This is a genomic window from Micromonospora sp. SD19 (genome assembly GCF_054462275.1).
Window position 1 is genome coordinate 27,226 of sequence record NZ_JBTLMN010000004.1, and the last position, 22,620, is coordinate 49,845.

General features: G+C 72.6%; 19 protein-coding genes. 11 read left to right on the top strand and 8 right to left on the bottom strand.

Annotated features, from left to right (window positions below; all coding sequences use genetic code 11):
• Positions 1-33: 33 nt before the first annotated feature.
• Positions 34-915 (top strand): lysophospholipid acyltransferase family protein, encoded by an 882-nt coding sequence (locus ACX27O_RS15710; RefSeq protein ID WP_210859084.1) that lies wholly within the window; start codon positions 34-36, stop codon positions 913-915.
• Between the two features lie 10 nt (positions 916-925).
• Here the strand turns inward: ACX27O_RS15710 and ACX27O_RS15715 are convergent, their stop codons facing one another.
• The 3 genes from ACX27O_RS15715 to ACX27O_RS15725 form a co-directional block, all read right to left on the bottom strand.
• The gene (locus ACX27O_RS15715; RefSeq protein WP_030329732.1) at positions 926-1,795 is read right to left on the bottom strand and encodes an HAD family hydrolase; all 870 of its coding nucleotides are present in this window, start codon (positions 1,793-1,795) and stop codon (positions 926-928) included.
• 126 nt (positions 1,796-1,921) lie between these two features.
• Entirely contained in the window at positions 1,922-2,812 is an 891-nt protein-coding gene (locus tag ACX27O_RS15720) for a DUF5667 domain-containing protein (RefSeq protein ID WP_210859078.1), read from the bottom strand.
• A 289-nt stretch (positions 2,813-3,101) separates the two neighbouring features.
• On the bottom strand, positions 3,102-4,058 hold the full coding sequence (locus ACX27O_RS15725) for an ECF subfamily RNA polymerase sigma factor, BldN family (protein ID WP_030329736.1): 957 nt from the start codon (positions 4,056-4,058) through the stop codon (positions 3,102-3,104).
• A gap of 498 nt (positions 4,059-4,556) precedes the next feature.
• On the opposite strand from ACX27O_RS15725, the gene ACX27O_RS15730 reads away from it, so the two are divergent.
• The 3 genes from ACX27O_RS15730 to ACX27O_RS15740 are packed head-to-tail and all read left to right on the top strand — an operon-like array spanning position 4,557 to position 7,178.
• A complete protein-coding gene (locus ACX27O_RS15730; RefSeq protein ID WP_458939672.1) occupies positions 4,557-6,251 on the top strand; it encodes an AMP-binding protein in 1,695 nt (564 codons plus the stop codon).
• Positions 6,241-6,495 carry a glutaredoxin family protein gene (locus ACX27O_RS15735; protein ID WP_030329740.1) on the top strand — a complete coding sequence of 85 codons (255 nt, stop codon included), beginning with the start codon at positions 6,241-6,243 and terminating at the stop codon, positions 6,493-6,495. The genes ACX27O_RS15730 and ACX27O_RS15735 overlap by 11 nt, the downstream gene beginning before the upstream one ends.
• Positions 6,496-6,515: 20 nt before the next feature.
• Positions 6,516-7,178 carry an HAD family hydrolase gene (locus tag ACX27O_RS15740; RefSeq protein ID WP_030329742.1) on the top strand — a complete coding sequence of 221 codons (663 nt, stop codon included), beginning with the start codon at positions 6,516-6,518 and terminating at the stop codon, positions 7,176-7,178.
• On the opposite strand, the gene ACX27O_RS15745 is transcribed toward ACX27O_RS15740, so the two are convergent.
• Both ACX27O_RS15745 and ACX27O_RS15750 read right to left on the bottom strand, forming a co-directional pair.
• On the bottom strand, positions 7,159-7,812 hold the full coding sequence (locus tag ACX27O_RS15745; protein ID WP_030329744.1) for a response regulator transcription factor: 654 nt from the start codon (positions 7,810-7,812) through the stop codon (positions 7,159-7,161). The two genes, ACX27O_RS15740 and ACX27O_RS15745, sit on opposite strands and share 20 nt — an antisense overlap.
• A gap of 59 nt (positions 7,813-7,871) precedes the next feature.
• On the bottom strand, positions 7,872-9,176 hold the full coding sequence (locus ACX27O_RS15750) for a sensor histidine kinase (protein ID WP_030329746.1): 1,305 nt from the start codon (positions 9,174-9,176) through the stop codon (positions 7,872-7,874).
• 371 nt (positions 9,177-9,547) lie between these two features.
• Here ACX27O_RS15750 and ACX27O_RS15755 point away from each other — a divergent pair, with 371 nt between their 5' ends.
• The 6 genes from ACX27O_RS15755 to ACX27O_RS15780 all read left to right on the top strand — a co-directional run bounded on the left by ACX27O_RS15755 (position 9,548) and on the right by ACX27O_RS15780 (position 16,313).
• Positions 9,548-10,318, top strand: coding sequence for a redox-sensing transcriptional repressor Rex (locus tag ACX27O_RS15755; RefSeq protein ID WP_030329747.1), 771 nt, complete (start codon positions 9,548-9,550; stop codon positions 10,316-10,318).
• On the top strand, positions 10,315-11,712 hold the full coding sequence (locus tag ACX27O_RS15760) for a glutamyl-tRNA reductase (RefSeq protein ID WP_030329748.1): 1,398 nt from the start codon (positions 10,315-10,317) through the stop codon (positions 11,710-11,712). Before ACX27O_RS15755 ends, ACX27O_RS15760 begins: the two co-directional genes overlap by 4 nt.
• Positions 11,709-12,677, top strand: coding sequence for a hydroxymethylbilane synthase (gene hemC, locus ACX27O_RS15765; RefSeq protein WP_030329749.1), 969 nt, complete (start codon positions 11,709-11,711; stop codon positions 12,675-12,677). The genes ACX27O_RS15760 and hemC overlap by 4 nt, the downstream gene beginning before the upstream one ends.
• Positions 12,674-14,254: a bifunctional uroporphyrinogen-III C-methyltransferase/uroporphyrinogen-III synthase gene (locus ACX27O_RS15770; RefSeq protein ID WP_030329750.1), complete on the top strand. Its 1,581-nt coding sequence runs from the start codon at positions 12,674-12,676 to the stop codon at positions 14,252-14,254. Before hemC ends, ACX27O_RS15770 begins: the two co-directional genes overlap by 4 nt.
• Positions 14,255-14,274: 20 nt before the next feature.
• Positions 14,275-15,258: a porphobilinogen synthase gene (gene hemB, locus ACX27O_RS15775; protein ID WP_030329752.1), complete on the top strand. Its 984-nt coding sequence runs from the start codon at positions 14,275-14,277 to the stop codon at positions 15,256-15,258.
• Between the two features lie 539 nt (positions 15,259-15,797).
• The gene (locus tag ACX27O_RS15780) at positions 15,798-16,313 is read left to right on the top strand and encodes a helix-turn-helix transcriptional regulator (RefSeq protein WP_081883737.1); all 516 of its coding nucleotides are present in this window, start codon (positions 15,798-15,800) and stop codon (positions 16,311-16,313) included.
• Between the two features lie 64 nt (positions 16,314-16,377).
• On the opposite strand, the gene ACX27O_RS15785 is transcribed toward ACX27O_RS15780, so the two are convergent.
• The 3 genes from ACX27O_RS15785 to ACX27O_RS15795 form a co-directional block, all read right to left on the bottom strand.
• Complete coding sequence (locus ACX27O_RS15785; protein WP_210864798.1) at positions 16,378-19,656, bottom strand: lamin tail domain-containing protein; 3,279 nt, start codon at positions 19,654-19,656, stop codon at positions 16,378-16,380.
• A 91-nt stretch (positions 19,657-19,747) separates the two neighbouring features.
• Complete coding sequence (locus ACX27O_RS15790; RefSeq protein ID WP_210864927.1) at positions 19,748-20,764, bottom strand: GNAT family N-acetyltransferase; 1,017 nt, start codon at positions 20,762-20,764, stop codon at positions 19,748-19,750.
• A gap of 72 nt (positions 20,765-20,836) precedes the next feature.
• Entirely contained in the window at positions 20,837-22,243 is a 1,407-nt protein-coding gene (locus tag ACX27O_RS15795; protein ID WP_458939757.1) for a lytic transglycosylase domain-containing protein, read from the bottom strand.
• A gap of 55 nt (positions 22,244-22,298) precedes the next feature.
• On the opposite strand from ACX27O_RS15795, the gene ACX27O_RS15800 reads away from it, so the two are divergent.
• Positions 22,299-22,514 carry an FmdB family zinc ribbon protein gene (locus ACX27O_RS15800; protein ID WP_210858216.1) on the top strand — a complete coding sequence of 72 codons (216 nt, stop codon included), beginning with the start codon at positions 22,299-22,301 and terminating at the stop codon, positions 22,512-22,514.
• The last annotated feature ends 106 nt before the right edge of the window (positions 22,515-22,620 follow it).

The window sequence follows — 22,620 nt, forward strand, 5'->3', positions numbered from 1 at the left end:
CCCCCGACTCGGGCCGACCGGGTCGACGCCGGGCTGCGCGCGGGCACCGGGCCGGCGGTGGCGGACCGGCCGGGGGACCACTGGGACCGCAAGGTCGCGAACGGGTTGGCGTTTCTGCGCCGGCGGCTCGCCGGTGACTACGAGGTCGACGAGTTCGGGTTCGACTCGGAGTTGACCGACGCGGTCTTCCACCCGTTGCTGCGGGTGCTCTACCGGGACTGGTTCCGCACCGAGGTCAGCGGGGTGGAGCATGTGCCAGTGGACGGGCCCGCCCTGGTGGTCGGCAACCATTCCGGGACGGTGGCGCTGGACGCCCTGATTCTCTCCGCGGCGCTGCACGACAAGCATCCCGCCCACCGTTACCTGCGGTTGCTCGGCGCCGACCTGGTCTTCCGGATGCCTGTCGTCTCCGAGTTGGCCCGCAAGACCGGCGGCACGGTGGCCTGCAACCCGGATGCGGAGCGGCTGCTCGGCGGCGGCGATCTGGTCGGGGTGTTCCCGGAGGGTTTCAAGGGCATCGGGAAGCTCTACGCCGACCGGTACAAGCTGCAACGCTTCGGGCGGGGCGGGTTCGTCTCGGCGGCGCTGCGCACCGGCACCCCGATCGTGCCCGTCGCCATTGTCGGCGGCGAGGAGATCTACCCGATGCTCGCCGACATCAAGCCGCTGGCGCGGCTGCTCAAGCTGCCGTACTTCCCGGTCACGCCGACGTTCCCGCTGCTCGGCCCGCTGGGCATGGTGCCGCTGCCCAGCAAGTGGCTGATCGAGTTCTGCCCGCCGATCCCCACCGCCCACCTGACCGACTCGGCGGATGACCCGCTGGTGGTCTTCAACCTCGCCGACCAGGTGCGGGAGACCATCCAGCAGACCCTGCACACGTTGCTGGAGCGACGGCCCGACCCGTTCGGCCCGTAGCCGGCGGTCCTCAGCCGGCGCGCCGGCGGCGCTGGAGGGCCAGGCCGGCGGTGACCGCGCCGGCGACCAGCCCGGCCGCGGCAGTCGACGGTACGGCGATCTTGACCGCTCGCCGGCCGGTGCGGAAGTCCCGTACCTCCCAGCCGTGCTGGCGGGCCTGCCGCAGCAGAACGCCGTCCGGGTTGACGGCGACCGCCCGCCCCACCACGGAGAGCAGCGGCAGGTCGTTCGCCGAGTCGCTGTAGGCCGCGCAGCGGGTCAGGTCGAGCCCTTCCACAGCGGCGAGCTGGGTGACCGCCTCGGCCTTGGCCGGTCCGTGCATCAGGTCACCCACCAACCGCCCGGTGTACGCCCCGTCCACCACCTCGGCCACGGTACCGATGGCACCGGTCAGGCCGAGTCGGGCGGCGATCACCCGGCCGATCTCGACGGGGGCGGCGCTGACCAGCCAGACCCGCTGACCGGCGTCCAGGTGACGCTGCGCGAGCTGGTGTGTGCCGGCCCAGATCCGGGGGGCCATCAGCTCGTCGAAGATCTCCTCGGCGAGGTGTTCGACCTCGTTGACCCGCCAGCCCTCGACGAAGGCCAGCGCCGCCTCCTTGGCCAGTGACATGTCACCGGCGTGTTCCCGGGCGAGCAGCCGGAAGCGGAGCTGCTGCCAGGCGAACCGGGCCAGGTCGGCGGTGGTCACGTAGTTCCGGGAGGCGAGCCCACGGGCGAACCAGTAGATCGAGGCGCCCTGCATCATCGTGTTGTCCACGTCGAAGAACGCCGCGCCGGTCGGGTCTGGTGCGCTGACCGGGGCCAGGTCGGTGTCCGCCCAGCCGGCGGTGTGCCCCTCGGCGTCGGTGCTGACCGTCACCTTACGGCTGCGCGCCACGCGATTCCCTTCCTTCCCGGTGCGACTGATGCTCCCTGGCGAGGGTATCCGCCGCAGACGGTCGACCGGCCGGGCACACAGCGAACTGTGGCCCGGCCGGTCGGACGTGCGGTATAGGGGCGCGGGTCAGCGATCGCCGGGGCAGGCGCTCGGGGCCGGGCCGAGGGCGTCGCTGGCGGTCGGTGCCGGCAGGCCGCAGGCGATTGCCGCGCGCAGGTCGTCCGAGCGTTCCCGGATGCTGTCCAGCAGCAGCAGTGACCGGTGGGTCCGGTCCCGGTCGACACGGGTGCTCCCGTCGAGCAGGCCGCGTACCGCCCGGCGCTGGCTCGACACGAAGGTGTTGAGGGTGTCCAGGCTGCCGGGCTCGGCTCGTTGCACAGCGGCCGAGGTCAGCAGGCGAACGCCCTGCCGGGTGTCGGCGTCCATGTCGTCGAGGACCGCGCTGTAGCCGATCCGGTCGCCGCGCAGCTTGGCGGCTTCGCCGAGTCTGGTCCGGGCGAAGTCCAGGAAGAGTTGCCCTCGGCTGATGTCCGAGCTGGCCAGGGCGAGCTGTGCCCGTTCGGTGGAGCGCTTCATGCCGTACAGCGCGTCACCGGGCACCGCGTTCTCGCTGGCGGCGGAGATCCCGGAGACGGCGATCGCCCCGGCGGCGATGCCGACCAGGATCGCGCCCCGGGCTCGGGCCCGCCGGGCGGTGACCGCCGGCAGCAGCCGTCCTCGGGTGGTGGCGAGCCGCCCCCGGGTGGTCGTGGCGGCCGGTTCGCCGGCCGTCGCCGGTGTGCTGCCCAGCCCTTCCCGCTCGGCCGTCGCGAGCAGCATCGCCCGCAGGCCGGTGCGGAAGTCCTGGTCCACCTCGACAGCCGGCGGGTCGACGCTGAGCCGCTGACCCACTGCGACGAGCGGCGCGAGGTGGCCGTCCACCCGGGATCGCACGTGGTGTCGCCGAGCGCCGTTGGCCTCGTCGAGAAGCTGCGCGAAGCGCTCCGCGCGCCGGCGGGAGAAGAGGGTGTTGTCCACCGCAGGCACCTCCTCTCGCTGGTCACGGCCGGTCGGCCGCCGTCGTTGCCAGCGACCGGGCGGCAGTGTGACACCACGGAGGTGAGGTGCCGCCGGCATGCCGGTCGGACCTCGGTGACCCGGACCTGCCGGGACATCCACCGGTCGCACCCGGAGAAACGCGGCGGGCCGGGCACGGGTTACGGGCCTGGCGGAGCGGAAATTACAGAAAGTGATGGTCATCACCAGGCGGGACCGACCCTGAGCTGCGCGGACGTTGATCGACGCCCGTCGGCCCCGCCGTAACAACCTACGGCTGGAAGCCGTCGGGCAGCAGTCGGGCCAGGGCGCGGACGGCGCGGTACTGGAGGGCCTTGATGGCTCCCTCGTTCTTGCCCATCGCGCGGGCCGTCTCGGCGACCGAGAAGCCCTGGAGGAAGCGGAGCACTATGCACTCCTGCTGCTCCGGGTTGAGCTGCTTGACGGCGGTGAGCAGCGCGACGTTGGTGATGTGCTCCACCACCGCCGCCTCCGGGCTGCCCTCCGGGCCCCGGTCCTCCCGGTCGGCGTCGAGCACGTCGCCGGTGGTGACCTCCAGTCGGTACCGGCCCGACTTGAAGTGGTCAGCGACCAGGTTGCGGGCGATCGTCACCAGCCAGGCGCCGAGGTCGCGGCCCTGCCAGGTGAAGCTGCCGATCCGCTTGAGCGCGCGCAGGAAGGTGTCCGAGGTGAGGTCCTCGGCGAGTTGCCGGTTGCCAACCCGGAAGTAGACGAACCGGAAGACGGTGTCCACGTACCGGTCGTAGATCAGACCGAACGCCTCGGACTCGCCGGCCTGGGCCCGCTCGATCAGCGTCCACACCTCGGTGGCCGGGTCGGACGGGTCCGGTCGGCTCGGGAAACCGGTCGGGGTGGTGGCGGTGGTGGCCGGCACCGCCGGGATCACCGCTGTCTCACCCGCCGCCGGGTCGGTGGTGACCGCCGGTGTGTCGCTTACCCGACGACCCTGCACGGGCATGGCGGGCCGGGACGGTACGGCCACCCGGCCGCCGGCCGGCTTCGCGTTCCCGCCGGGCACCGCGGGTCGCGGTGGTGGCTCGTTGTGATGTGGCCGGCTGCGGATCCGATGCGCCGTGCCGTCACCCCGCAGGCCGCCGCCGGGCTGCTCGTCCAGTGGGGCGCGGGCTGCTGGGCGCTCGTTGACGTGGGAGCGGGCCGGCTGACCGGTCAGGCCGACCGGGCGTTCCGCGTAACCGAAGGTGGTCACCGTGTTGCCCCCGTCCCGTCGGTTGCCGGCCGGGCCGGTCTGGGTCTCGTCGGGGCGGACCGACCGGGTGACCGGTCGGGCAGGACGGTCGCGGGAACTGCCGACGGGCGGCAGTTCCGCTGGAGGTGCTGGTCCAATGCGCTCACAGGCACGGGGGCCTCCTCGGGCTGAGGGGTGTCGACTCACGGCAAATGGGGTGACCCGACCCGAGTGATGATAGGGCCAACGTCACCCGCGCGTGGCAAGTCCGTTACACAAGGCGGAAGTATTTCCCGCTCCGTCGCACCGATGGCGGACCGGTTGTCCGTCGTGTGCGATTGACTTTCCGTCGGCACGGTGTTCCAGGGTGGATGCCCAGGTGGGAGGCGTCCGCCTGTTCGGTTGGCCCGACACGCCGGCCGGTCGGGTGGGGGCGACCGAACTGCCTCTGATCGGCATCGCACGTCCCATTGACAGGACCTGATCGGACCGCCGATGGCACACCGGACAGTCCCGTACATGGGACTGTCGCGGTGCCGCCCCCGCGGGTCCGCCCCGACCGCCGGGCGTGGCCCGTCGCCGTGCGCTGTGCCAGACTCGACCACCGTGCCGGACCTCTCGGAAAGCCCCGCGCCGAACCTCGCCGACCGGGTCCGCCGAGCGGCCCTCGACCGGGCCGACCGGCCCGCGCTGCACCGGCACGAGCACACAGTGAGCTGGTCCGAACTGGACGCCGCTGTGGACGCCGCAGCCCGCGGCCTGTCCGCCGCCGCACCGCCCACCGACCCCGGCGCCACCCCGCCACGCGTCGCCATCGCACTGCCCAACACGCCGGACTTCGTGATCGCCTGGCTGGGTGCCCTGCGGGCCGGGCTGGTGACAGTGCCGGTCAACCCCGGCCTCACCGCCCCGGAACTCCGACACGTGCTGGCTGACTCCGGCGCGTCGGTGCTCGTCGCCACCGACCACGTACGAGGTCTGGTCGCCGACATCGCCGCCGAACTGCCCGCGCTCACCTCCGTGCACGGCACGCCACCGACCGCCGACGCACCCGGGCCGGCACCCCGCCCCCGACGAGGCGGCGCGGACCTGGCGGTACTGCTCTACACCTCCGGCACCGAGGGGCGACCCAAGGGAGCGATGCTGTCGCACCAGGCGCTGCTCGCCAACCACGAACAGGTCGCGCAGATCGAGCCGCCGGTGGTCGGGCCGACGGACACCGTTCTCCTCGCGTTGCCGCTGTTTCACGCGTACGGGCTCAACTCGGGGCTCGGTGCTGTCGTGCATCACGGCGCCACCGGCGTGCTGCTCGACGAGCCGGGGCCGACGGCGGGGCTGGACGAGATCGCGCGGCACCGGGTCAGCGTGCTGGTCGGCGTACCGTCGATGTTCCTGACCTGGGCCGGCATGGCCGCGGCCCGGACGGCGACCGCGTCGGTGCGGGTGGCGGTCTGTGGCGCGGCACCGCTCGAACCCGCTGTCGCGGCGCGCTTCACCGCTGTCACCGGGCATCAGGTGCACATCGGGTACGGCCTCACCGAGACCGCGCCGGTGCTCACCTCCACCCTGGTCGGCGGCGTGGCCAAGCCCGGTTCGATCGGCCGCCCGCTGCCCGGTGTGCGGCTCCGCCTGGTCGACGCCGACGGGGTGGAGCTGTGGCGCGACGGGCTGGCAGTCCCCGACGACGACCCGGATGAGCTGGACCTCTCCGACGTCGCGCCGGGCACCGACCCGGGGCAGATCGTGGTGTCCGGCCCCAACCTCTTCGCCGGGTACTGGCCCGATGGTCGGGGCGGCCCGGCCGCCGACGGGTGGTGGGGCACCGGTGACATCGCGTACGCCGACGAGGACGGAGACCTCTTCCTGGTCGACCGGCTCGGCGACCTGATCCTCGTCAACGGGTTCAACGTCTATCCGCACGAGGTCGAGCTGGTGCTCGCCGGGCATCCCGGGGTGGCCGAGTCGGCGGTACTGGGTGTGCCGCACCCGCGAACCGGCGAGACTGTCCGGGCGTACGTGGTGCCGGCGCAGGGACGACCGGTGACCAGCGAGGAGTTGCTCGCCCACTGCGCGCGGAACCTGGCCCGGTTCAAGTGCCCGACCGCCGTCGAGTTCGTCGACGCCCTGCCACACTCGGCGATCGGCAAGGTACGCAAGACCCAGCTCCGGTCGGCGACGCCGACCGACCGCACGGAGGTAACCGATGGCAACTGACGCCCGACTCGCGCTGATCACCCGACCCGGCTGCCACCTGTGCGACGACGCCAAGGCGGCGCTCGACCGGGTCGTGGCGGTCACCGGCGACAAGTGGGTCGAGTGGGACGTCACCGGCGACGAGGGGCTGGAACGGGAGTACGGGGACCGGCTGCCGGTGGTGATGCTCGACGGCAAGGAGCACGGCTACTGGCGGGTCGAGGAGGACCGGCTGCTGCGGGACCTGACCACGCCGCAGCTCTGAGGGGTGCCTATGGTGCTCTGATGACCCCTGCGCCCCCGCACCTCGTCTGGGACTGGAACGGCACCCTGCTCAACGACCTGAGTCTGGTGGTGTCCGCCACCAACGTCGTGTTCACGAGCCTGGGCGGGCCGACGGTCACCCCGGACGAGCACCGGGTGCGGTTCCGCAGGCCGATCGCCGAGTACTACGCCGAGGTGCTCGGGCAGGCCGTTGACGACGACGAGTTCGGCCGCCTCGACAAGATCTTCCACGAGGCGTACCGCACCGGGCTGACCACCTGTGAGCTGGCCGCCGACGCGCGTGCCGCGATGGCCGCGTGGCCGGGCAGCCAGAGTCTGCTGTCCATGTGGTTCCACGAGGAGCTGGTCCCGACCGTGCACACGTACGGGTTGACCGGCCACTTCACCCGCGTCGACGGGCTGCGGGCCACGGTCGGCGGTGGCAGCAAGACCGAACCGCTCCAGCGGCACCTGGCCGAGCTGGGCGTGGACGGCGCCTCGGTGGTGCTGATCGGCGACTCCATCGACGACGCGGACGCCGCGGTGGCGGTCGGCGGCCGGGCCGTGCTCTACACCGGCGGGTTCACCGACCCGGCCCGGCTGCGCGCCTCCGGCCACCCGGTGGCCGACACCCTCACCGACGCTGTCGCCCTGGCCCGGGAGGTCAGTTCCGCAGGTAGGTGAGGACGGCCAGCACCCGCCGGTGCTGTTCGGTGTCCGGCGGCAGGGTCAGCTTGGTGAAGATGTTGCGCACGTGCTTCTCCACCGCGCCGTCGCTGACCACGAGGGCACGCGCGATGGCGGTGTTCGAGCGCCCCTCGGCCATCAGGGCGAGCACCTCGCGCTCACGGGGGGTCAACTCGCGCAGCGGGTCGTCGCGGCGACGCCGGGCGAAGAGCTGACCGACCACCTCCGGGTCGAGCACCGTGCCGCCGCCCGCCACCCGGCGCAGCGCGTCCAGGAACTCGTCGATCGCCGCCACCCGGTCCTTGAGCAGGTAGCCGATCCCGCCGCCGGCGCCGCCGGTGGTGGCGAGCAGATCATCGGCGTACGAGACCTCGACGTACTGGGAGAGCACCAGGATCGGGGTACGCGGCACCAGCCGGCGCGCCTCCACCGCGGCCCGCAGCCCCTCGTCGGTGTGCGACGGCGGCATCCGGACGTCGACGATCGACACGTCGGGCCGGTGCTCGACCACCGCCTCGACCAGGGCGTCACCGTCCCCGACGGCGGCCACCACCTGGTGCCCGCTCTCGGTCAGCAGCCGGACCAGCCCCTCCCGGAGCAGGACGGCGTCGTCGGCGATCACGATGCGCATGGCTGTGTTGTCTACCACGTCCGGCCCGTCGGGGCGGCTCGGCGCGGTGCCCCGGGCGCTCACAGGGGAAGCTCGGCGCGGATCTCGGTGGGGCCGCCGGTCGGGCTGACCACCACCAGTTCGCCACCGGCGGCCCGGACCCGGTCGGCGATGCCGGCCAGCCCGTGGCCCTTCGCCAGGTGCGCCCCGCCCTGCCCGTCGTCGCCCACCCGTACCTGCAGGTGGGTGCCCTGCCGGACCACCGCCACCGTGGCCTCGGTGGCCCGGCTGTGCTTGGCGACGTTGGTGAGCGCCTCGGACACCACGAAGTACGCGGTGTTCTCCACCGCCGGGTCGAGCCGCCCGGCGGGGGTGCCGAGCTGCGGGTCCACCTGGAGCTCGATCGGGATCAGCCCGCGCCCGGCGAGCGCCGCCAAGGCGCTGGGCAGACCCCGGTCGACCAGGATCGGCGGCGCGATGCCCCGGGACAGCGCCCGCAGCTCGGCCAGCGTGTCCCGGGTCTGGGTGACCGCCTCGTCGATGGTGCGCCCGGCCGCCTCCGGATCCGAGGCGAGCTGCATCCGGGCTCGGCTGAGGTCCATCGCCAGCCGGACCAGGCGCTGCTGGGGCCCGTCGTGGATGTCCCGTTCCAGCCGGCGTAGCGCGGAGGCCTCGGCGGACACCGCGGCCCGTTTCTGCTCCTCCAGCACGGTGATCCGGTCGCGCATCTCGGCCACCCCGGTCAGCATGGCCTTGGCGAAGCTGGCCTGCAGCAGTGCGCAGCCCCGCACCACGATCGGCAGGGTGATCAGGAAGAACACCCCGAGCGCGGTGTACAGGCCGATCCGGGCGGTGGTCGAGTCGCCCAGGCCGAGCAACTGCGCCAGGTCCTGGTCACCCTCGCCGTCGGCCCGGGGCAGCGCCCAGTCGTACGCCCAGTAGAGCGAGCCGGTGATGGCCGCGGCCCACCAGGACACCGTCACCACGAAGGTGCCCACCGCCGCGATCAGCCGCAGGATGCCGTGTGCCAGGTCGAGCCAGGACTGGGCGTCCCGCATCGGCACGAAGATCCGCCGCCAGGCGTTCGCGCCGGCCTCGGGCAGCCGGTAGTGCGGCCGGATCCGGGGTTGGTGGAGCACCGCGGGCAGCCGCAGCCGCTCGACGTCGGCCAGCCCACGGGCGGCGTACAGGGTGCCGCTGAGGATCGGTAGGCCGATCACCGTGACCACCAGGCCGATGCCGACCGCGAGGCCGACGACGAGGAGGACGAAGCTGGCCACCGCCAGGGGCAGGCCCAGCACCACGTACCCGGAGTCGACGAAGAGTTGGCGGGGGATGCTCGGTGCCAGCGTCGGTCGGTCGCTGGTGGCGGCAACGGCGGTCATGCCCCAAAGGCTAGGCAGCCGGGCGCGGTGTCCCCATCCCGAAACCCCGCCTCTCCTCCGTAGTGCTGCCCCTACCACCGCCGGGACGACCCGGGACAGGGCCGGCGCGGGATTGGTCAGAGAAGTCGGGATTGAGCAATAATCGCCCCGGCGGTGAGCGGACCAGGCCGTTCAATCGATCTTGTGGGATGGGGGTGCTGGTGCTGTCGCGCCACGCAGCGGCAAGATCGCGATTTGTGCACGTCTTCACAAGCGCCTACGCTGTGACTCCGACGCGCCCTGCTAGCACAGCCGGCAATCTCGGTCGCCAGCGGGAGTCCACAAACGGCCGACCAGCGGAGTTGGCCGAGGATCGCACCGCACGGAGTCTCATGAGTCAGCACCGTCACCCAGGCGCGCCCGGCCGCGCCGGTGCCGTACCGGCGCTCCCGGACCTGCCCGAGGCGACCGTCGCTCGGCTCCCGGAGTACCTGCGCGCGCTGCACAACCTGGCCGACACCGGGCACGAGACGGTCTCCAGCGAAGGCCTCTCCGCCGCCGCCGGGGTCAACTCCGCCAAGCTCCGCAAGGACCTCTCGCACCTCGGCTCGTACGGCACCCGGGGCGTCGGCTACGACGTCGCGCTGCTGATCGAGCAGATCGAGTATGTGCTCGGGCTCACCCAACGCCGGGCTGTCGCCCTGGTCGGCGTGGGTAATCTCGGTCACGCTCTGGCCGGCTACGACGGCTTCGCCAGCCGGGGCTTCCGGATCGCCGCACTGCTCGACGCCGATCCCTCCCGGGTCGGTGAGGAGATCAACGGCCTGGTGGTCCGGCATGTCGACGACCTGCCGACGGTCGCCGCCGAGGAATCCCTGGCGATCGGCGTGATCGCCACCCCGGCAGCCGCCGCCCAGCAGGTCGCCGACCAACTGGTCGCCGTCGGCGTGACGAGCATCCTCAACTTCGCGCCGTGCGTACTCTCGGTTCCGGAGGGGGTCGACGTGCGCAAGGTCGACCTCGCCATCGAGCTGCAGATTCTGTCCTTCCACGAGCACCGCAAGGCGTCGCTGACCGCGCTGCCCGCCACCGGCGGGTCCGCTCTCACCGCCCTGCCCGGCGGGTTCGCGGCCACCGACACCCAGGAGGCGATCGGCACGTGAAACTGCTTGTCGTCGGCGCGTCCTACCGGACCGCCCCGGTCGCCACGCTGGAGCAGCTGGCCGTGCCCCCCGCCGACCTCACCCGCACCCTGGACCGCCTGGTCGCCCAGCCGTACGTGGCCGAGGCGGTGATCGTCTCCACCTGCAACCGGGTGGAGGTGTACGCCGCCGTGTCCGGTTTCCACGGCGGGCTCGGCGACATCTGCGCCGTGCTGGCCGAGCAGGCCGGCAGCTCGCCGACGGCGCTGGCCAGCCACCTGTACGTGCACTACGACACCGCTGCCGTGGACCACGTCTTCCGGGTCGCCACCGGTCTGGACTCGATGGTGGTGGGCGAGGCGCAGATCCTCGGCCAGCTGCGTGACGCGTACCACTGGGCCACCGGCGCCGACTCGGCCGGCCGGCTGCTGCACGAGCTCATGCAGCAGGCGCTGCGGGTCGGCAAGCGGGCGCACGCCGAGACCGGCATCGACCGGGCCGGCCAGAGCGTCGTCACCGCCGCCCTGGAGCTGGCCGCCGGGCACTTCGACGGTGACCTCGTCGGCCGTCCGGCCCTGGTGGTGGGCGCTGGCGCGATGGGTTCGCTCGGGGTGGCCACGCTGTCCCGGCTGGGCGCCGGGCCGCTCATCGTCAGCAACCGGGGTGCCGACCGGGCCGTCCGCCTCGCCGAGTCGTACGGGGCGAGCGCCGCGCCGATGACCGAGCTGGCCGACACTCTCTCCACAGTGGACATCGTAGTGGCCGCCACCGCGTCCACTGAACCGGTCCTCACCCGGGCGGTGGTCACCACGGCGCTGGCCGAACGCGACCCGGCCCGGGGCCCGCTGGTCCTGCTCGACCTGGCCGTTCCGCGCGACGTCGAGGAGGGCGTCGCCGAGCTGCCCGGCGTCGAGGTGATCGACATCGACCGGATGGCGGGGCTGCTCGCCGACGGTCCGGCGGCCGCCGACGCCGCAGCCGTCGAACGCATCGTGCTCGGCGAGGTGGAGGGCTTCCTCACCTGGTTGCGCGGCGCCGACGTGGCGCCCACCGTGGCCGCGCTGCGGGGCCGGGCCGACGACGTGGTCAGCGCCGAGCTGCGCCGGCTGGCGCAGCGCCGCCCCGATCTCGGCGACGACCTGCGGGCCGAGGTGGCCCGCACCGTGCACCGGGTCGTGCAACGGCTGCTGCACCAGCCCACCGTCAAGGTCCGCCAGCTGGCCGCGGAGCCCGGCGGCGACCAGTACGCCGCACTGCTGCGCGAGCTGTTCGACCTCGAGGTGCCGCAGACCTCACCGGTCGACACCGTCCCCGACGTGCTGACCCCCGACCTCGGCCTGGCGCTCCCCGGCACCGGCCCGGTGTCCGCTGCCGACACCGCCGAACCGACCCCACCAACCGGAGGTGCGCGATGACCGCCCCCCTGCGCCTCGGCACCCGGGGCAGCACCCTGGCGATGGCCCAGTCCGGCCAGGTCGCCGAGGCGGTGACCGCCGCCACCGGCCGCCCGGTCGAGCTGGTCGAGGTGGTCACCGCGGGCGACCGCTCCACCGCGCCGGTGCACCGGCTGGGCGTCGGGGTGTTCGTCTCCGCCCTGCGCGACGCGCTCACCGCCGGGACGATCGACTTCGCGGTGCACTCGTACAAGGACCTGCCCACGGCCGGCGCCGGCGGGCTGCACATCGCTGCGGTGCCGGCCCGGCAGGACCCGCGCGACGCGTTGGTGGCCCGCGACGGCCGCACCCTCGCCGAGTTGCCGCCCGGTGCCACGGTGGGCACCGGCGCGCTGCGCCGGATCGCCCAGTTGCACGCCCTCGGCCTGCAACTGGAGGTCACCCCGATCCGCGGCAACATCGACACCCGCCTGGGGCGGGTGCTCGGTCCGGACGCCGACCTCGACGCGATCGTCCTGGCCCGGGCCGGTCTGGCCCGCATCGGCCGGACCGACGTGATCACCGAGACGTTGGACCCGATGCTGATGCTGCCCGCCCCCGCTCAGGGTGCGCTGGCCGTGGAGTGCCGGGTCGACGACCAGGACCTGGTCGGGCTGCTCGCGCTGCTCGACCACGCACCGTCGCGTGCCGCGGTCACCGCGGAACGCGCGTTTCTGGCAACCCTGGAGGCCGGGTGCAGCGCACCCGTCGCCGCCTATGCCGAACTCGCCGAAGGCGAGACCGGCGATGAGATCTACCTGCGCGGGGCGGTGATCAGCCCGGACGGCACTCGTGACCTCCGGCTGTCCCGCACCGGAACGCCCGCCGACGCGGCGGAGATCGGTAAGGCACTCGCCGCCGAACTCCTCGACCTCGGCGCCGACTCGATCCTCGGCCACGAAGGACACACCGGCCCGGGGACCCAGCAATTTGGGAGCACAGAATGACCCGCACCCGTAAGCCCGTCGGCCGTATCGCGTTCGTCGGGGCTGGCCCCGGTGATCCGGGCCTGCTGACCCGTCGGGCCCACGACGCCCTGGTCGACGCCGACCAGGTGATCTACGACCGGGGAGTCCCCGAGTCGTTGCTCGCCGTCGTGCGTGCCGAGGCCTCCGACGATGCCGAGTTCACCCCGGCCGAGGGCGCGCCGGGGGATGTGGCGAAGGTGCTGATCTCCGCGGCCCGCTCCGGGCTGAACGCGGTGCACCTGGTCGCCGGCGACCCGTTCGGGCACGACTCGGTGGTCAAGGAGGTGCAGGCGGTGGCCCGCACCGCCGCCCACTTCGAGGTGGTGCCCGGCGTCGGCCAGGCCGAGGGTGTGGCCACCTACGCCGGGGTCCCGCTGCCGGGTGTGCGTACCGCCGCCGACGTCGAGGACGTCAGCGCGCTGGACTTCGAGGCGCTGGCCACGGCGGTCGGTCGGGGCTCGCTCGCGCTCGCCGTGGACGCCGGTGACCTCGCCGCCGTCCGGGACGGGCTGCTCGCCGCCGGGGTCGACGGCACCACCGGTGTCGGGGTGACCGGCGACGGCACCGGCGAGACCCAGTACACGACCACGTCGACGGTGGACAGCTTCGTGGCCGCCGCGCTCGGCTTCACCGGCCGGGTGGTGCTCACCGTCGGTGTCGGGGTGGGGCAGCGCGACAAGCTGAGCTGGTGGGAGAACCGCCCGCTGTACGGCTGGAAGGTGCTCGTACCCCGCACCAAGGAGCAGGCCGGCGCGATGAGCGCCCGGCTGCGCGCGTACGGGGCGATCCCGTGCGAGGTGCCGACCATCGCGGTCGAGCCCCCGCGTACCCCGGCCCAGATGGAGCGGGCGGTCAAGGGCCTGGTCGACGGCCGGTACGCCTGGGTGATCTTCACGTCGGTGAACGCGGTCCGCGCGGTGTGGGAGAAGTTCGCCGAGCACGGCCTCGACGCCCGGCACTTCGGCGGCGTCAAGATCGCCTGCATCGGTGAGGCGACGGCGGACGCGGTCCGCGCGTTCGGCATCCAGCCGGAGCTGATCCCCGCCGGCGAGCAGTCCTCCGAGGGTCTGCTGGCCGAGTTCTCGCCGCACGACGAGATCCTCGACCCGGTGGGCCGGGTGCTGTTGCCGCGCGCCGACATCGCCACCGAGACGCTCGCCGCCGGGCTCACCGAGCGCGGCTGGGAGGTCGACGACGTGACCGCGTACCGGACGGTGCGGGCCGCGCCGCCGCCCGCCGAGATCCGCGACGCGATCAAGTCGGGTGGCTTCGACGCGGTGCTCTTCACCTCGTCGTCCACCGTGCGCAACCTGGTCGGTATCGCCGGGAAGCCGCACGCCCGGACCGTTGTTGCCGTCATTGGGCCCAAGACGGCGGAGACCGCGACGGAGTTCGGCCTGCGGGTCGACGTCCAGCCGCCGCACGCCTCGGTGCCCGACCTGGTGGAGGCGCTCGCCGCCTACGCCGTCGAGCTGCGCGAGAAGCTGGCCGCCATGCCGGCCAAGCAGCGCCGTGGCTCGAAGGTTCAGGGCCCGACCGCCCTGCGCTTCCGGTAGTCGTTCGAGGAGGCCCTTCCATGTCGTACCCCGAGATCCGGCCCCGCCGGCTGCGCCGCACCCCGGCGGTCCGCCGCCTGGTGTCCGAGACCCGGGTCGACCCGGCCGAGCTGGTCGTGCCGATGTTCGTCAAGGAAGGGCTCACCGAGCCCCGGGCCATCTCGTCGCTGCCGGGGGTGCTCCAGCACTCCCGGGACTCGCTGCGCAAGGCGGCGGTCGAGGCCGTCCAGGCCGGTGTCGGCGGGATCATGCTCTTCGGCGTACCGGAACAGCGGGACCCGACCGGCTCCGGCGGCATCGACCCGGACGGCATCCTCAACGTGGCCATCCGGGACGTGGTGGCCGAGGTGGGTGACGCCACCGTCGTGATGAGCGACCTGTGCCTCGACGAGTTCACCTCGCACGGGCACTGCGGGCTGCTCACCCCCGACGGCGCTGTCGACAACGACTCCACCCTCGCCGCGTACGCCGAGATGGCGGTGGCCCAGGCCGCCGCGGGGGTCGGCATGGTCGGGCCGTCCGGGATGATGGACGGCCAGGTCGGCGTGGTACGCCGGGCCCTCGACGCCGCCGGGTACCAGGACGTTTCCGTGCTGGCGTACGCCGTGAAGTACGCCTCCGCCTTCTACGGCCCGTTCCGTGAGGCGGTGGAGTCGGCGCTGGAGGGCGACCGGCGCACCTACCAGCAGGACCCGGCCAACCTGCGGGAGTCGCTGCGCGAGGTCGCGCTCGACGTCGCCGAGGGCGCCGACCTGGTGATGGTCAAGCCGGCGCTGCCCTACCTCGACGTGGTGTCGGCGGTGCGGGCCGCTGTGGACGTCCCGGTCGCCGCCTACCAGGTCTCCGGCGAGTACGCCATGGTCGAGGCGGCCGCCGCCAACGGCTGGATCGACCGGGAGCGGGTGATGTTGGAAACCCTCACCTCGATCAAGCGGGCCGGCGCGCAGGTCATCCTCACCTACTGGGCGGTCGAAGCCGCCCAGCTTCTGCGCGAGCGTTACTGACGCTCGTCCTGCCCCTGACTGACTCTGCCCCTGGCCTGGCCACGCGGCCTCCTCGGGCGCGCCGGGCCGTAAGGGCTCGCCCAGCCGGCCGCGCGGAGTCCCGTGCCTCTCGGCCATGACGGCCAGGCTTCTTCGGCCCTCGTACGCGTTGGCCATTCGTCGCGTCGACCTACTCAGCGTGACCAGCCCAGCCGATCCGCCTTCCCTCTATTCCCCCTTTGCTCTGCACCCATGACGGCGACACCCACGGTCCGTTAGCGGTGCATATCGAACTGCAGAGCAAAGGACACGGTCTGCGGGTTGGGGGTCTGGTGGCCAGGGTTGAGTTTTGCCTGGTCTGGCCGGTTTCGGTCGCTGCCTGCCGGGTCGACTGGACCAGGCGGCGCGAAATCCATGACACAAAGTAATGATGGCGCTGCCAGAGGTCGCCAACACGGACAGTGGTCGGCGGTACAAGGTGTTATCCACAGGCCGGCTCGTTGTCCACAGGCGCGGCCGGCGGGATTGCGGCAGGCTCCGCCAGGCGGGACGGTGACGGCATGAGCGATTCGTCAGCCGCAGCCGAGCCGGTCCTCCTCAGCGAGCCTTCCGACGTGCCCTGGCCGGCCGGCGGTATCGTCCGCGCGGTCCGCCGTCGCGCTGACCTCAGCCAGCGTGAGCTGGCCCGCTGGGCGGGCGTGCACCACGCCACCATCGGCCGAATCGAGGCCGGCCGGATGGTGCCGAGCATCGTCCTGCTCCGGCGCATCATCGCGGTGGTGGGCTGCCGGTTGGCAGTGGTGGACGAGTTCGGCCGGGTGCTGAAACCGATGCGCGACTGGCAGGACACCCGCAACGGCGCGGAGCGCCGCTACCCATCGCACCTGGACACCATCCTCGACCCTGAGTTGGGGGAGTGGTGGGCGGACATCTACGGGCTGGCCCGCCCGCCGGAGACGTTCTACCGCAATCGGGAGGTCCGGGACGCGATGCGTCGGCGCAGCCAGTGGGAGGTGCGGGTGGCCCAGAACCGGCACCTGTCCCCGCCGCCCTGGCCGCCGCGCGGAGTGCTCTGACCTCGGCACGAGAGAGGCCCGCCGACCCGGTACGGGTCGACGGGCCTCGCCGGAACGCGCGACGTCAGTCGTCGTTGATGATCGTGCCGACCGCGAGCGGATCAGCCAGCCGGAGACCGGGTACGCCGGCAACCAGCAACGTCACCTTCTCGTCCGACTCCCGTTTGCGGTCACCGCGCACTGTCACCGGGAAGGTGACCGACGTCTGCCCGGCGGCGAGCGCCTTGCAGCCCGCGTACGGGTCGAAGTCCGAGCCGGCCTGCGCGGTGACGCCGACGGTGGCCGCGCAGAGCAGCACCGGCTGCGACAACGGCCGCGACACGGTGGCGGTGAAGGTGAGCTGCCGGGTGCCCTGGTCGCCCTCGACCACCGTCGCGTCGGCCACCGTCAACGACGCACGGGACCGGAACCGGGCCACCTGCGGGTCGTGGTCACTGGAACCCCGTGACCCGTCGCCGGTGAACTCCGCCGGCCAGTCGGCGTTGATGTGCGCCGCCCGCACCTGCACCAGGTCGCCGTAGAACGCGTCGTTCACGAACAGGTGGTCCAGTGTCTGCGCCTGTCCCTCGAAACTGTACGAGTAGGCCGACGCCGGCACGTCCGCGACGAGGTTGTCCCACAGATTGTGCAGGCCCGCCTCGTACAGCGGGGCGAGCTGGTCCGACGGCGTGGGCTGGTCACCCGTCGCGATCGGATCGTCCGGGCGGGGGAAGACGTTCAGGTCCCCGCCGTAGACCACCCGGGCGGACCCGTCGGCCGCCTCGATCGCGGTGACGATCGCCGCACCGTAGCGCGCCTGCTCCCGCCGCTGCCCGACCCGGCTGTCCGGCCCCGACGAGTAGTGGTTGCTGAGCGCGTACAGGGTGAACCGCTCGGCGGAACCCGGCGCGGCGGCAACGCTGAACTTGCCCAACTGCGGGGCACGGGTGAAGACGTTGGTCCCGTCCCGGCCGGTCGAGGTGTCCACATCCGACGGCAGCACCGCGTTGAGGGCCTTCGGGTTCTGCACGTCGGCGTTGGCCGGCAGGCCCGGAGCCCGGTACTGAACGGTCGGTGCCGAGCCCAGCAGCGGGTCGTTCGCCGTCGCGGCGGCCAACGACAGCCGGTCCGTGCGGTACAGGAACGCGGCGGTGATACCCCGGGCGTCCGCGCCGGTGCGGTCATAGGCGGCGGCGTACGCGGGCCCACCGGCCGCCGCCACCGTGAGCGCCAACTCCTGGATGGTGTCCGGAGCGCCGTCGGCGTTGTTGGTGTCGCCGCAGCTCAACGCGGCCCCGGAGACCGTGCAGATGTCCTGGTCCTCGGCCTCCTGCACCAGGATCAGGTCCGGCGCGTGCAGATCCTTGACGATCTGGTCGGCGAGCGCCGCCAACTGCTCGCGGTACTCCGCCTCGCTGCCCGGGACGTAGTCGAACGGCGGGGTGACACCCGGGCAGCCGGCGTTACCGGTGAAGTCGCAGCCGTCGAACGGGTCGTCCCGGTAGTCGTACAGGTTCTCCACGTTGTAGGTGGCCACTGCCACCTCCTGGGACCGGTCGGCCGGCTTGGGCGGGTTGTTCTTCGACGGGTCGGCCCCGGCGGCGAACTCCGCCCGCTCGACCTGGACGCCGTACTTCTCGAACGAGTAGTAGACCCCGCCCACCGCGTCCGCCCGCAGCGTGTCGAAGGTGTGCGCCGGCGGGAGCAGCGCGGCGCTGTCCCCGGCGGTGGCCTTCACACCCATGCTGCCGAGCAGCGTCCGCTGGCCGTTACCGTCGTCGAAGCGGCGGGCCGGGTCGTTGTCCAGCGGGTGCGAGTCGCGGAAGACCCGCCGGGAGTACGGGTCGGCGCGGTCCAACAGCGGGTCGTCACGGTCGACCACCCACAGCTCCGCGTCGGCGGTGGAGGAGAAGACGTCCCGGCCGCTCACCGCGCCGCTGCCCGCGCGGATCCGCATCCGGGAGCCCTCGTGCCGCTCCCAGAAGCGCTGCGCGTCGGTCAGCACGGCCGGCGGGACCGCGTCGGTCACCGCGACAGCGGTGTCCACGGCCAGGCCACCGCCGATCCGGCGGACCAGCGACGCGCCGGAGAGCTGGGTGAAGTTGTAGTACTCCGACACCCGGGCCCGCAGCACGACCTCGTCGCCGACCGTCGGCACGTAACCGCCGATCAGCGAGGTGAACGCGCCCATGAACACGAAGATCCCGTCGGAGCTGGTCGGGTCGCCGTCGGTGTCACCAACGCGGCTCTGCAGGAAGAACCCGTGCTGATCCGCCCCGGCCGAGGTGCGGGCCACTGTCAACTGGGTGATCACGCCGCGGACGTCGTACATCGTGCTGCTCGTGCCGTTGCCGCTCGCCGGCGCGAGCGGTGACCGGTCGGCGGGCCCGGACTCGGCGTCGGTGGTCGGACCCTGCACCTCGCCGACGGTCAGCTCCCGGGTCACCTGCACGGCCAGCGCGCAGCTGGCGGTGCCACCGCCCGCGTCGGTCGCGGTGAGGGTGACGGTGTACGCCCCGGCGGCGAGATCGGCGCTCACCCCGACAGTGGCGCGGGCGGTGCCGCCCACCCCGTCGGCCGGGGTGAACGCGGTACGGGTGATCGAACCGACGGTCGGCGTCGGGCTGACCGCCGTCACCGCCAGGTCGACGATCGTGTCGTCCGGGTCGGTGCCGGTCACCTCCCGGCTCGCCGCCGTGCCAGCGGCGGTGACAAGGGCGCCGCCGCAGGTCAGCGTGGCCGGTACGTCGACCGGGCCGCCGCCGTCCACGGTGTGCGCGCCCAGCCCGTCGAACGTGTCGACGGGGAAGCCGGCCCACTGGGTGGCAGGGTCGAACGCGTCCGACGGGTCGGTGTCACCGGCGGTCACGTCCGGCATCCGGCGCAGGGTGTTGTCAGCGGTGCTGGTGACGCCGGCACCCCACTCGGTGCCCGGGTCCACGCCGACCTGCCCGACCGAGTCGAGCACCGTGCTGCCCCGGCGCAGCACGATCGCGTCGTCGCCGTTGAAGAGGCTCGCCCCGGTGGTCTGATCGGCCTGGGCGAGGATGGCGGCCCCGGCCGAGGCGCTGGCGAACACGAACGCGTCGCCGGCCGCCACGCTGCCGGTCAGGGCGATGGTGGTCGCCGTGGTGGAGCCGTTGAAGTAGAGCTGCAACTGGTAGCCGCCGGCGGTCAGGTCGATGGCGGAACCGGTGCCGTTGAACAGCTCGATCGCCTTGTTGTTCGACGAACCCTCGACGTACTCCGAGATGAACAGGTCGGTGGGCGCGGCGCTGGCCGCGGTGGGTGCGACGCCGAGCGCCGTGACAGTCACGGCGACGGTGGCGGTCGCGAGCGCGGCGATTGAGCGGCGCGGGCGCATAGGGCCTCCACGATGGGTGGACGGGGTCAACGCACGTTAAGGTGCGCGACTGTCCACCGTCCATCCCCTAATGGACAGTTTCGTGAATTCCTCACCGTGGCGGATCGAGGCGGTGCACCAGCTCAGCGACGTCGACGCTGTATTCGCACCAGTCCCGGTCCGGCCGGTAGCCCAGCTCCGCGTTGACCTTGAGCATCGCCTCGTTGGCCTGGGCGTTCCAGGTCTGCACCTCGATCAGCTCCGGCTCGGCGGAACGCAGCTCCAACAGCATCCTGGCCTTGATCGCCCGATCGATGCCGTAGCCCCGGTGATCCTGCGCGACGATCGTGTCGTACTGGTCGGCGCGGGTCGGGTGCTGCGCCGGCACCACCACCTCGGTCAGGCCGGCCACCTCGCCGCTCTGCTCGTGCCGGGCGAGCACGATGTACGGCTTCATGCCCCGCCGGTGCAGCGTGTCGAGGCTGTCGCGCAGCCGCTCCGGGTCGTACGAGCTGGGGCGCAACTCGCCGTCGTCGACGTCGCGCACCTCGGCCTTGGCCCGCGCGTACGCCTCGAGCAGGTCGTCCGGCGGCCCGCCCGGGAAGAACTCCACCTGGTAGCCCGCGCTGATGCCGGTGGCCATCTCGGCCAGCTCGGCCCAGTCCACCGCGGTCAGGTCGAGCACGCTGCGGGTCTCCACGTACTCCCGGGTGAAGCCGAGCGACTCGTAGAACCCGACGGCGGGCGTGTCGCCGACCACCTCGACCCCGATCGACTGGAAGCCCTCCTGGTAGACCCGGCGGGCGGCACGCAACACCAGGTCACGGCCGAGGCCGGTGCGCCGCACGGACGGGTGCACCAGCACCTCGAGAACACCGATGTCACCCAGAAGGAGGACGTGCACCTGGCCGAGCACCTCGCCCGTGTCGCCCGCAGCGGTCGGCTCGGCCTGGGCGATCCAGGAGATCCGCCGCTCGCCGGGCATCACCTCGGCGAGGTATTCCCGCAGCGAAGTCTCCCGCCAGGGCGGGTCCTGCGGCAGATCGGCCGCCAGGACCGCGTTCAGCGTGGCCAACAGCGACGCGATCTCGGCGGACGACGCGGTCCTGGGGTCCCACTCGCGCACCATCACCCGTCTAGCTTGCCGCTAACAGAGGCCTGGGGGAAGTGTCCAGTTCTCCAACGTATCGAGACGATCACTTCATGACCGACTGGCCCGTCCGTACCGGTTCGCGGTGTCGTAGACGTCCTGGGCGTAGCGCCGTACATCGTTGTAGGAGAGGATCGCGTTCCACCAGTCGCCCGGGATGCTGAGGTTCCGACCACCCTTGCAGAGGTAATTTCCCGCTGCCAGGGCGGCGTCGTCCAGATCGTGCGGGTCCTTGCGGCCGTCGTTGTCGGCGTCCGCGCCGATCTCCTGCCAGGTGGTCGGGATGAACTGCATCGGTCCGATGGCGCGGTCCAGGGTCCGGTCCTCGTCGAGCGCGCCGTCGTCGGTGTCGATGATCCGCATCCGACCCTCCTTCCCGTCCAACGGCAGCCCGATGATGGGGGGCAGCGCCTTGCCGTCCTGCCCCAACCGCGCGCCGTTGGCCGAGCCGTGCCCCGATTCGACCTGACCGATCGCGGCCAGCGTGGTCCAGCTCAGTGCACAACTGCGGTTGGTCTGGGCGAGGACCAGTTCGGCGTAGCCGTACGCCTGCATGGCGACCGGGGGGACGCCGACCTTGGCGCCGACCTGCTGCGCCCAGCCGGCCAGGGCGTCCGACGGGCGGCCGCCGGTCACCGTGCCGGTCGGCAGCCCGGTGCCGGGCAAACCGCCGCTGGGCAGTGGGATGGTGGGCAACGGGCCGGTGGGCAGTGGCCCGGTGGGCAACGGGCCGGTGGGCAGGCCGGACGGTGCCGCCGTCGGTGCGACAGCGCCCGGCGCGGCCGAGGCGTCCACAGCCACCGGACGCGGTGCGCGGATCGTGGCCGGTACGAGCAGCGCACCCGCCGCGGCGGTCGCCGCCACCAGCGCCAGCAGGAAGACGCCGGGCAGGGTCAGCCGACCACTGGGCCGGCCGGCCCAGGCCCGGGTGGCCCGCGCGGCGGCTGCTGCCGCCTGGCGCGGCGGCACACGTACCGCGTGCGCGAACTGCACCCGTCGCCGACGGGCCGGGCCGGACGCCGGCACCGCCGGCAGCTCATCCACAGTGGTCTTCGCCAGATCCGTCGCACCGGCGGTGGCTCCGGTCTTCGCGTCGTCGGCCTTGGGCGTCTCAGCCTTCGCGGTCTCGGCCTTTGCTTCCTCGGCCTTGACCGTTTCGATCTTTGCGTCGTCTGCCTTGACCGTCTCGGTCTTTGCGCCAGCGGGTTTGGGCGTCGCCGCCTTGGCCGCCTCGGTCCTGGGGGCCTCGGTGTTGGCCACGGGCGCCGTCGGCGGGGTGGGCACAGTGGCCGGTGGCGTGGCCGCCGCGCCCTTCGAACGTCCGCTCAGCCAGGGACGGCGCGGGCGGGGCACCGCGCGCACCGGATCGGGCGCGGCCCCCGAACCTTCGAGTGGCCCCTCCAGCGGCGCGGCCGGTCGTAACGGTTGCACACGCGTGTCGTCCTCGCCGTCCACCACCTGTTGAGTATCACCCATACTCCGCCAACCGCCAGATCCACGTACGCTGGGTGGCATGCCCCGGTACGAGTTCCGCTGCCGCGCCTGCGGCGACACCTTCGAGGTCAACCGTCCGATGGTGGCTGCCGGTGAGCCGGCCAACTGCCCACAGGGACACGCCGACACGGTCAAGCTTCTTTCCGCGGTCGCGGTCACCGGCCGGGGCGGTGCCGTCGGTGGTGCCCGGACCCCCGCCGCCGGTGGCTGCTGCGGCGGTGCCTGCGGCTGCTGATCGGGCCAATTCGCCGCCGCCTGATGGTCCGGCCTTGCCGGGATCGGGTCCGAGTGGCACGTTGAGGCGGCATCTGCCCGGCCGTTCTCACGATGCGTGATCGCTC